The sequence below is a fragment of the Thalassotalea sp. G20_0 genome, assembly GCF_017744175.1.
Lineage (GTDB): Bacteria > Pseudomonadota > Gammaproteobacteria > Pseudomonadales > Endozoicomonadaceae > Endozoicomonas.
In genome coordinates this window covers 14,459-24,997 of record NZ_JAGHQV010000018.1, presented here as the reverse complement: position 1 = coordinate 24,997, position 10,539 = coordinate 14,459, and the positions used below count along the sequence as shown (strand labels likewise).

Here is a 10,539-nt window from a genome sequence, read left to right as displayed (position 1 = left end):
AAAGACATCAACAACACCCTTACAGCAAAACGCACGACATAAGCCGTGCTATTAATAGAGCCCTATCAACATCAACACTAAAGCCACATTAGCCTTAGTGAATACCTGCTGCTTCTGCGCTTTCAGTATCGGCTATCTCAGAGGATGAGATAACCTGCTTTGGCAGTCGCTCAATGACTTTATTCAGGTTATTCAGTGACTGAAGGTGCAGGTAAATCAACTCCAGGCCATCATTGGCCATCAGGGCTGACAGTTCTTCAGCAGGAATACCTTTCAGCTTTTCACGATTAATGGTTTTAAATCCGGTCAGGGTCCGCTCTTCCTGGCCTGGCAGGGTGAATTTCGCCCCCATTTCTTCCAACAGACCCAGCTCGTTCAATTTTTTGCAAAACAACTGGGTACGTTGATACTGAGTCTGATAGTCCTGCAGAAAGCTCAAAACTTTCTCAAGGTACTGGGTTTGTTCACCTTCTGCATCAAACAGGCGCTCTCCTCGACCGTCCTGATTACAACCGGCATAAGCTTCATCCAGACACAACGTCAGCGTTTTTCCATCATCAGAGGTCGCAAAAACAAACGGATAGCGACGAATAAACGCAGGCACATAGGGTGCTTGCCATTGCCCCTCTTCATCAACATAGGCGTTTTCACCTTCACGAACGCCCATCACAACTACTGGAACCACATCGTCGTCTTTGCCAGCAAAGACAATCGCGTAGTCCTGAGACGCTTTTGGAAACTCTACCGCCATTAAAGGTACTGAGTTAACCTCTTTGGCAAAGTCATAATTGTTTTCAGCCTTGATAGACCAGTCAGAATGACGTTTTTTATTGACGGCTTCTACCTGTCCATAAATCAACAGTTGCACACTCATTTATTATTACCTCATTCCCTTACATTAGAGTTCAGCCACCAAAGGCCAATAACGCATTTGTGTCCGTTGATAAACTGACACCATTCAACAACCGGTTTATACCCACAATATCCGCTTCAGAGAGGCTACCCGCCGCTCGTTTGAGGCGCAGATGATTCATAAGATAATCGTAACGGGCAGCAGAGAAGTCACTTCTGGCAATAAACAACAACCGTTCACTATCCAGCACACTGCCACTGGAGATCACGCCAGATTCAAATGCCGTGCGTTTACCCTCTGCCGCTTTCTCATAGGTTTCCACGGATTTTTGTAATGCATTGACCTTACTGATGGAACTGACAATCCCCGTATAGGCTGCCTGAGCTTCTCGGGCCACCTGACGAAGTGCCAGCTCTAATTCATCCTGAGCCTTGTAATGACGATTAATGGACTCACGCACTTTTGATGAAACCGCACCACCAGAATAAATTGGCAAGGTCATTTGAAAGAGGACATCCCGGGAATCCACTTCACTTCCGCCACCAAACAGTGAGCCGCCGGTTTCCCTGGCGCTCTGGGTGACCACAAGATCAAAAGTTGGATAATGACCGCCTTTCTGGCGGCGCACTTCCTGCCAGGCTACGTCGACAGCACTCTGTCTGGACAAAACCGCCGGGTTGTTTGCCTGAGCATTATCCACCCAGCTTTTCATCGTAGAAGGGTCAGGGCGTTGCAAAGCCAGATTCTGGCCAAGAGCATTCAAGTTATCTGGCAACTTGCCAGAAATCTCCTTTAAGCCCTGGAGCGCATCATGGAGATTGTTCGCTATTTCAATCTGACCGGCCTGAGCCTGCATGTAACGTGCTTCGGCATCCAGTAAGTCGGTGCTATTAGCAAGACCATTGGCAAATTCCCGATCCACCAGCTGGAAATGTTTCTCAAGCGCCTTTACTTCAGCGTCAATTGCCTGATAACTGTCGCTTTCTCGCAATACCGTAAAATAAGCAGCTGCTACTCTCATCACCAGATCCTGGCGCACATTCTCCAGGTCCGCAGCAACCTTCCTCACTTCGGCCTTTGCCTGTTTGAAGTAGGCCCAATTGCTGTAGCTGTAGATAGATTGGGTCAGTGAAAGGTTTTGCTCATCGGTGGGAAACGAAGTACTGCCTTTTGCATAAACCGTATTGTCTGAACTGACAATATCCTGTTTTGATTTTGTTTTGCTGTACTCAAACTGGAGGCTTGGTAATAAAACCGCACGAGCCTGCGTGTATATTTCTTTGGAAGCTTCGTGCTCAAACATCCCTGCCCGATACACCGGGTCATGATCAAGCGCCTGTTTATAAATATCAAGCAAATCAGCAGCCTGAGAATACAAAGGCACTATCGTTAACCATGACACTGTAAGGATAAACCTTTTCAGAGACGTAGCCTTGAAACCGGGTGACATGTTCACGACCCCCTCCTTGAGCGGTGACATTTCGACGAACACCCTGAAAGGGTATATACGTACTTACTTTTTATTGATATTTTATTTACCCGTTGATTAAAAAATAAATGGCAAGCACTTTCAAGAAGAAGTGTGCAAATGTTAACAAAATAATACCCTTAGTTTCACCATGGGTTTCTAAAAAAAATCAGCCGTATAGAAGCGAATGCCAATGGATGAACAAGCAGTTTCTGACTCCGAAAAAATACGACAAGACAATAGCCAGCTGAGTCACCAGACATCGGCTGACTATTATAAGGAGTGGCTGCTGGGTCAGAATTATATGATTGACGGACTGCATTGCAGCCTGATCATGGTCCAAACTGATAACGTGCTCTTCAACGTTGCCTCCTGCCAAAAGAGCTCAACTTATTTCCCAAGGCTGGAAGCACTGGCCAGCCAACTCTCCCATTGGGATCAACCACAAATCAGTACACTGCATAGTGATGGGAGCAGTAGCGAAACATTTGCTCTCCTCTACCCGGTACAATCCAATGATCCATCTCTTCCTAACCAGCGCCCTATAGCATTGGTCGCCATTGCACTGCAAGCCAACTCTCAGGAAGCATTGCAAAAAGCGATGGCGTCGCTTCAATGGAGTACTGCGGGGCTTGAGATTATTGATTATCAGCACCGCTTTGACGCGCTGAATTTTCAACAGAAATGCACTTCTGACCGGGTCAATATTCTCGCCAGAGTGCTATCGGAACCAAATTATTCTGCAGCAGCCATAGGGCTGGTCACAGAGCTGGCTACTCTTTTTAATTGTGATCGGGTCAGTCTGGGTGAATACCATAACCATCACACGACGTTGAAGTACCTGTCCCACAACACACAGTTTGGCAAAAAAATGAACCTGGTTCGTGCCATTGAACAGGTCATGGATGAATCTATCGATCAGGACCGCCCTATTCGATTCCCCCAAACAGAAAACAATGGGTCAGCACTGACGCTTGCCCATAAAGCACTGTCCGGGCTACAGGGCGATGCCTGCATATTATCAATACCTGTATATTCCGACCATAAAGTGACTGGTGCCATTGTTCTTGAAACCAGCCCTGCCTACCCTTTTACCGATGAACAGGTAGCGCTTTGCCAGAGTATTATCAGTCTCATCAGCCCTTCTCTGAACGACAAACGTCAGAATGATCTTTCACTGTGGCAAAAAGCGGTAGACTCTTGGAAAACCCAGTTTAAACGACTTACAGGGCCAAATTACCCGGGAAGAAAACTGGCCGCTCTGTTGTTAGTCGTCTTTTCTGTATTCTTTACCTTTGCAACCGGCACCTATCGCTTATCAACCCAGGCCAGAATTGAAAGCTCAGCTCAGCGAGCTATTGTGGCACCTTATGATGGCTATATAGAGAGCACCCATGCGCGCGCTGGTGATACAGTCAATTCCGGAGATACGCTCATCAGCCTTGATGATCGGGATCTGCGGCTGGAAAAACTGAAATGGCTATCAGAACAGGCAAAGCTTAATCGCCAGTATCAGGAAGCCCTGGCATTCAGGGACCGGGCAAAAATCAATATCATCACGGCACAGCTTCAACAGGCTGAAGCGCAACTGGAGCTGGTCAATAGCCAGTTAATGAGAGCCAACCTGACCGCCCCCTTTGATGGACTGGTTATCAGCGGCGACCTTGATCAGCGACTTGGCAGCTCAGTCACCAAAGGAGAGGTTTTATTATCGGTATCTGAACTGGATGAATACCGCATAAAAATGTTGGTCCCGGAAAATAGAATTGCTGATATTCAGCCTGGACAAGAAGGTACTGCTCATCTTTCAGCCCTGCCGGAAACATCTTTTGATTTTACCCTTAGCAAAGTCACGCCTTTAACCGAAGCATTGGATGGTTCTACCTACTTTATCGTTGAGGGTGAGCTCTTATCCGACACGAGTCTTATACAGCCCGGAATGGAAGGCATCGGCAAAATCATTATTGATGAGCGGAATCTTCTCGGCATCTGGCTAAGGGAAACCCGGGAGTGGCTTCAGCTTAAACTATGGGCCTGGTGGGGTTGAGGTAACGGATGTCAGGATCACTGTTCAGCAGCTCATGGTATAAGGTGGCAGACCTTAAAGTCCGGCTTAGAAAGCATGCCCATATCCACCGCCACGTGTATCGGGACAACGTCTGGTATGTACTTCAGGATCATGTGACAGGCCAGTTCCATCGCTTCAAGCCTGCGGCCTATCAGATAATTGCCCTTATGGATGGCACTCGTACTCTTCAACAGATTTGGGAAATAGCCTGTGAAGAGCTGGGGGACAATCTGCCCACTCAGGATGAGGTTATCCAGCTGGTGGGCCAGCTCAACAAAGCTAACGTCATTCAAACGGACAAACTGCCCGATATTGATCAATTACAAAAACAACGATCACAAGTTATCCGTAACAAGTGGCTGCAACAGATTAAATCTCCCCTGAGCATACGAATACCACTGGTAGACCCGGAAGCATTTCTTTCTGTAACATCATCTATTGCCACAGCCATCTTCAGCCGTTTAGGCGCTATTGCCTTTTTATTCATTATTTTACTGGGTGGCGTACTGGCCATCACTCACTGGGAACCCCTGACAGAAAATCTCAGCGACCGCTTATTGGCTACAGAAAACCTGCTGATGATGGCGCTAGTCTACCCCTTTGTAAAACTCATTCATGAGTTAGGGCATGCCTACGCCGTTAAGCGCTGGGGCGGCGAAGTACACGAGATGGGGGTTATGCTACTGGTCATGTTTCCAGTGCCTTATGTTGATGCATCCGCAGCATCTTCTTTTCATAACAAATATCAACGAATGTTCGTGGGTGCCGTTGGTATTCTTGGCGAACTGCTGATGTCAGCTATTGCCATGATAATCTGGGTCAGTGTTGAACCGGGTGTCGTGCGCGCACTGGCTTTCAATGTGATGTTGATTGGCGGTTTCTCTACCCTGCTCTTCAATGGCAACCCATTGCTGCGCTTCGATGCCTATTATGTTCTGGCTGATTACCTTGAAATACCCAACCTTGCCGCCAGAGGGAATGCTCAGGTGAGTTATCTGGTGAAGCAATACCTGTTGAAGGTTCAGGGCTTAAAATCGGTCACCCAAAGTCGTTCAGAATCCACCTGGCTGGTCGGTTATTCTGTTTTATCCTACATATACCGATTGTTCGTGATGGTGGCTATTTCGCTACTGGTTGCTTCCAAGTATTTTTTTATTGGTGTTTTACTGGCCTGCTGGTCTATCTGGAGCAGCTTGTTAGCGCCCATTACCAAAATGATTGCCAAACCAGTCTCTGACCCTCAGCTCTGGCATAAAAGAAAATCCATTTACCTATATTCCTGCATCTGCGTTGGCCTTGTTTTATCACTATTGCTGATTATCCCGATGCCCTATCAAACCTATAGCCAAGGTGTCGTTTATATCCCGCAAGAAGCCATCATCCGGGCTCCGGCTAATGGCTTTATTGAAAAGCAGTGGGCAGAAACGGGTTCTGAAGTATCTGCCGGCGATTCCATTTTCACTATGGACGCCCCTGAACTTATCGCCCGAAAGAAAGTGTTAACCGCCCAGGCCAGTGAAGCCAGGCTGAGATACCAGGCTGCAATTGATGACCGGACTCAGTCCGACATTCTTTCCCAAGAAGTGCAATTTATTAATAATGAACTCCTGGAAGCCACAGAACGTATCCGCGCACTGACTATTAACGGAGTGACTGATGGTGAGTTAGTGGTTATTGATCGTTCAGGCATTGATGGCAAGTACTTTCAACGTGGTGATGTACTGGGTTACATCGTCAATTACGACCACTTACCTCTAACTACGGTGATTTCTGAGAGTGATATCGATCAGGTCAGGAATCAAACCAAACAAGTTTCCCTGAAGTTTAGCTCTTCTCCAAATCAGGAATACCACGCCGAGATTATCAGGCAACATCCTTCATCAACCCACATTCTTCCAAGTCATATATTATCAACTGAAGGTGGTGGCCTCATCGCTCTTGCTCCAGATCGAGAATATGAACTGCAAAGTTATCAGGGTTACTTCCGGGTCGATATTGAAGCTGAAAATGCACCCCGCCAGCGCTTTGATGAGCGCCTGCATGTGCTTTTTGAACATGACCCTGAGCCACTATTCTGGAGGTGGTATCGAGATATAAGACGACTATTCCTGAGGCAGTTTGATGTTTAAGCTTCCACAACGACGACCGGCTTCAACACTAGACCGCCCTCAGAAATCCATTCCCGGGCAGCAGATGTCAGCACGAATCTGGCGCTGGATAACGTCAATCGTTCTGCGCCCTGTTCAGGCTCAGGTTTGGATGTACTACCCTCTCCTCTGGAAAATAAAAAGCTATCAGTCTGGTTTATCTGCACTTTCTGATTCAGGACTGGACAACGAAATCCATATTCTTAAATCAGTATTGCAGAAGAAAGGACTCACTCACACTTCAGTAACCAAAGCGTTTGCAGTTATACGAGAAGTGTCTGGTCGTGAGTTGGGTATGTATCATTTTGATTCCCAGTTGCTGGGGGGGCTTGCCATTATCTATGGCAACATTGGCCAGATGCAGACAGGTGAAGGCAAAACACTGACCGCCACATTACCCGTTGCTGCTGCAGCTCTTGCAGGCATTCCATCCTATCTTGTAACGGTTAACGATTACTTAACACAGCGCGATGCTGAACTGATGATGCCGGTGTATCAACGGCTGGGGCTTAGTGTTGGTGTTATTATTCAGGGGCTGCAAACCAGTGAACGACAGTCACAATATGCCTGCGATATTGTTTATTGCACTAACAATGAACTGGCTTTTGATTATTTGAAAGACAGTATCATTCTGGAAGGTAAAAACAGCTCGCTTAATCTTCATGCGCAGAAACTGCTTAACCCTTCCAGTAAACATAAAACCACTGATATAGACGAACTGATGCTGCGCGGCCTCCACTTCGCCGTCGTGGATGAAGCGGACAGCGTTTTACTGGATGAAGCCCGCACACCACTGATTATCTCAGGAGAAGAAGCTCCCATCGCTGTCCAGCAGGAACTCTATGCTCAAGCCATGACGATCGTTCCTGAACTGTGTGAAGGTAAAGACTACAAAATCTGGAAAGATCGACGCTATATCGAAATCACTCCTTCCGGTGAAGAGCAAATAGCCAAACTCACTAAAAACCACGGGGTGCTCTGGAAAGGACGGGTACGCCGATTAGAACTTATCAGACAGGCCTTAACGGCCTGGCATCTCTTCGAACGCGATAAACAGTATTTGATTGATGACTCGATGAAACAACGAAAGGTCGTTATTATCGATGAGCACACAGGCAGGATGATGCCGGATCGCACTTGGGAGCAAGGGCTTCATCAGCTGATCGAAATAAAAGAAAACTGCCCTTTATCGGCCCCCAGAGAAACCTTGGCGAGCATCAGCTTTCAAAACTTTTTCCGTCACTTTCATCACCTGTCGGGTATGACCGGAACCACCAGTCATGTACGCAGTGAACTATGGAGGGTTTACAATCTGCCAGTAGTCGATATTCCCACCCACAAAACCAGTCGGAGACAATTTCTCCACTATAGAATCTTTCAGAAAGAGCACCAAAAATGGCAGGCTGTGGTGTCCCGGGTGAGAACCTTGAGAGCAAAAAATCGCCCCGTATTGATTGGCACTTTATCTCTGGCCGACTCTGAGCAGCTGAGCCAGTATATGGACGAAGCGAACATCGATCATCAGGTTCTCAATGCCCGACAGGATAAGTTTGAAGCGGATATCGTTGCCAAAGCCGGTGCGCCCGGCACGATCACTATTGCCACCAGCATGGCTGGGCGGGGCACTGATATTAAGATCGACGAAGTAACAGACGACAACGGAGGTCTTCATGTCATTATTACCGGCTTGCACGAATCATCACGTATCGACCGGCAGCTGATTGGCCGTTGTGCACGCCAGGGTGACCGCGGAAGTTATGAACTCCTGTTATCCCTTGAAGACTCTCTTTTGAGTTCAAAATGGTCTGGGATACTGCAACAACTATTCAATCTTCCACTCCCAATATTTCTGAAAAACTGGTTTGCATTAATAACTTTCCGTTTTTGCCAGAGCCAGTTTGAACACAAGCATGAACGAGCCCGTAAACACTTACTACGCAGTGACGAGCATCAACGGGAACTTCTTTCATTTGCCAATTCGCGGGTATGAATTCCATGACCAGCACTAAACGTCAAATCTCCACCATTATTTCTGCACTGCTTTTATCCTCCTGTGCTCAGGTCATATTCGCACAGACCAGCACAACCGATTTCGGTCAGCTTAGCTGCCTTCTGGAGCCCAGTAAAAGTTCAGATTTGAGCAGCGAAGTGCCCGGTATCATTCGTGACCTGAAGGTGCAACGGGGCGACACCGTCAAAAAAGGTCAGGTTCTTATGGTTTTGAATTCAGATATCGAACAGGCAACCCTGAAAACGGCGAGAGCTCGACTGGATTTTGCTGAGCGCAAACTGCAACGTAATGAAGCTCTCTACAAAGATAAGCTGATCTCTGACCACGAGCAGGATGAACTGTTGACCGAAAAAAGGCTTGCCATGCTGCAGGCCGAGGAAGCACTTGTCCGACTGCGCCAGCGGGAAGTCCGCAGTCCTTTTTCCGGCGTCATTACCGATGTTGTTAAAGAGCCGGGGGAATATATCGACGACTCTCATTTTTTACAGGTGGTTAGTCTCGACCCACTGCATGCCCAGGTCATTTTTCAGGCAGATCTTTACGGACACATCAAAAAAGACACCCCCATAACGTTGTTTACCAAAGGTTCTGAGCAAGGATTCACAGCGCGGATAAAAACTCTTGACCCTATTATTGATGCGGCCAGTGATACCTTTGGCATCACCGTTGAGGTCAACAATGATCAACTGCAACTGATTGCAGGTTCACGGTGTCGTATAGAAATTTCAGCAATACCGAGCAGCATTCAATGATTTTTTGCTTTGATAGAAAATCGAAATGCATCCGTATCCTAATGTTCAATCTTAGGGTAGACATTAAGCGTCTACTCCCCTCTTCGGGAAGTTAAAGATGGAACCACGAAGGACACGAAGAGCACAAAGAAGAGATTTTCTTTTCCTTCGTGCTCTTTGTCTCCTTCGTGGTTCCATTCAAAAGCCATTGAAAATGGAGGGGTAAGCTTAATGTCCACCCTAAGAATGTTCAATACTATCATGGCCATGAGAACCAATTATGCTATCTGCTAATTCAACCCCAAAAAAATTCGATGATTTATTCCAGCGACTCGACACAAAAAATTTTTTTCACGGCTGTTGCAGTATCCAGTCTGCATTCCAGAAAGAACGATCTATTAAGCTGAAGCCTGGCCAAGTCATAGACCGCAGAATACTGATGGGTTTTGAAAAAGAGCAGAAAACCATTGAGGAGTGGTCTTTATTTTTAAAATTTCTCAATGTCCCGCAGGAGGTCATACGTCAAATCCTCAACAATATTCAAAATGCAGACACACTTTTATTTGGAATAGAGGAGATGGATGATAAAGCAACATTAAAAGTATATTTGGAATACTGGGACTTTCTTGTTTCCCTCATTCAACAAGGTAAACATGATCGGCAACCTTTTGCCCTGAATCGTGGATATAAATGGGAAGCTGACAGTCCAGAACATTGGAAGGAAGATATTTACTGGTGTTACCCACTTTTAACACTGACTGAAATACATAACCGCATAAAATCACTCACAGTTATTAATGATGCGATTTTCAAATACTTCCTGAGCCCTGTACTTTTTCAAAACCGATCTTTGGCAGGGTCACAGCTCATTTATCTTGAAGTTATCGGGAAAGACAATGCAAGACAATCCTTTGATATCAATTGCTATAAGGGACAGTTATCAGTGGCAGATGCATTACCCTTCCTCCTGGAACTGGCTCAGCAATGGCATATTAGAAATGACTTGTTAAAAGTGCTGCCCAAATACAGTACACGCTCTCTCGGGCATATTTCTGGAGGATTGGGGCGAGATAATCAGCCTTTTCTCTCCATATATGTCGAAGATTGATTAATGTACTCCTCACATATTGATATGTGCCAAAACCTTCCACATCAAATTTGAGTAGACTGTCGCCACTTTCAGGGGCGCGGTTTATGAGCAGAGTTGATGGACGCAAACTAAGTCACACAGTTCGCGAATCATTGCTACCGGATAAAATCG

The 10,539-nt window shown here is 46.5% G+C and carries 7 protein-coding genes; 5 read left to right on the top strand and 2 right to left on the bottom strand.

Features of this window, described 5'->3' with window-relative positions; genetic code table 11:
• Positions 1 to 94: 94 nt before the first annotated feature.
• Together J7438_RS12495 and J7438_RS12490 are read right to left on the bottom strand one after the other, a co-directional pair.
• Complete coding sequence (locus J7438_RS12495) at positions 95 to 874, bottom strand: SapC family protein (protein ID WP_209276793.1); 780 nt, start codon at positions 872 to 874, stop codon at positions 95 to 97.
• 31 nt (positions 875 to 905) lie between these two features.
• Positions 906 to 2,333 (bottom strand): TolC family outer membrane protein, encoded by a 1,428-nt coding sequence (locus tag J7438_RS12490; protein ID WP_209276792.1) that lies wholly within the window; start codon positions 2,331 to 2,333, stop codon positions 906 to 908.
• A 181-nt stretch (positions 2,334 to 2,514) separates the two neighbouring features.
• Between J7438_RS12490 and J7438_RS12485 the strand changes: the two genes are divergently transcribed.
• The 5 genes from J7438_RS12485 to J7438_RS12465 all read left to right on the top strand — a co-directional run bounded on the left by J7438_RS12485 (position 2,515) and on the right by J7438_RS12465 (position 10,386).
• Positions 2,515 to 4,368, top strand: coding sequence for a GAF domain-containing protein (locus J7438_RS12485; RefSeq protein WP_209276791.1), 1,854 nt, complete (start codon positions 2,515 to 2,517; stop codon positions 4,366 to 4,368).
• Between the two features lie 44 nt (positions 4,369 to 4,412).
• Positions 4,413 to 6,518 carry an efflux RND transporter periplasmic adaptor subunit gene (locus J7438_RS28275; protein ID WP_209276790.1) on the top strand — a complete coding sequence of 702 codons (2,106 nt, stop codon included), beginning with the start codon at positions 4,413 to 4,415 and terminating at the stop codon, positions 6,516 to 6,518.
• Positions 6,511 to 8,526, top strand: coding sequence for a preprotein translocase subunit SecA (locus J7438_RS12475; RefSeq protein WP_209276789.1), 2,016 nt, complete (start codon positions 6,511 to 6,513; stop codon positions 8,524 to 8,526). The genes J7438_RS28275 and J7438_RS12475 overlap by 8 nt, the downstream gene beginning before the upstream one ends.
• A 5-nt stretch (positions 8,527 to 8,531) precedes the next feature.
• Positions 8,532 to 9,299 carry an efflux RND transporter periplasmic adaptor subunit gene (locus J7438_RS12470; RefSeq protein WP_209200962.1) on the top strand — a complete coding sequence of 256 codons (768 nt, stop codon included), beginning with the start codon at positions 8,532 to 8,534 and terminating at the stop codon, positions 9,297 to 9,299.
• Between the two features lie 259 nt (positions 9,300 to 9,558).
• A complete protein-coding gene (locus J7438_RS12465) occupies positions 9,559 to 10,386 on the top strand; it encodes a hypothetical protein (protein ID WP_209200961.1) in 828 nt (275 codons plus the stop codon).
• Positions 10,387 to 10,539: the final 153 nt, after the last annotated feature.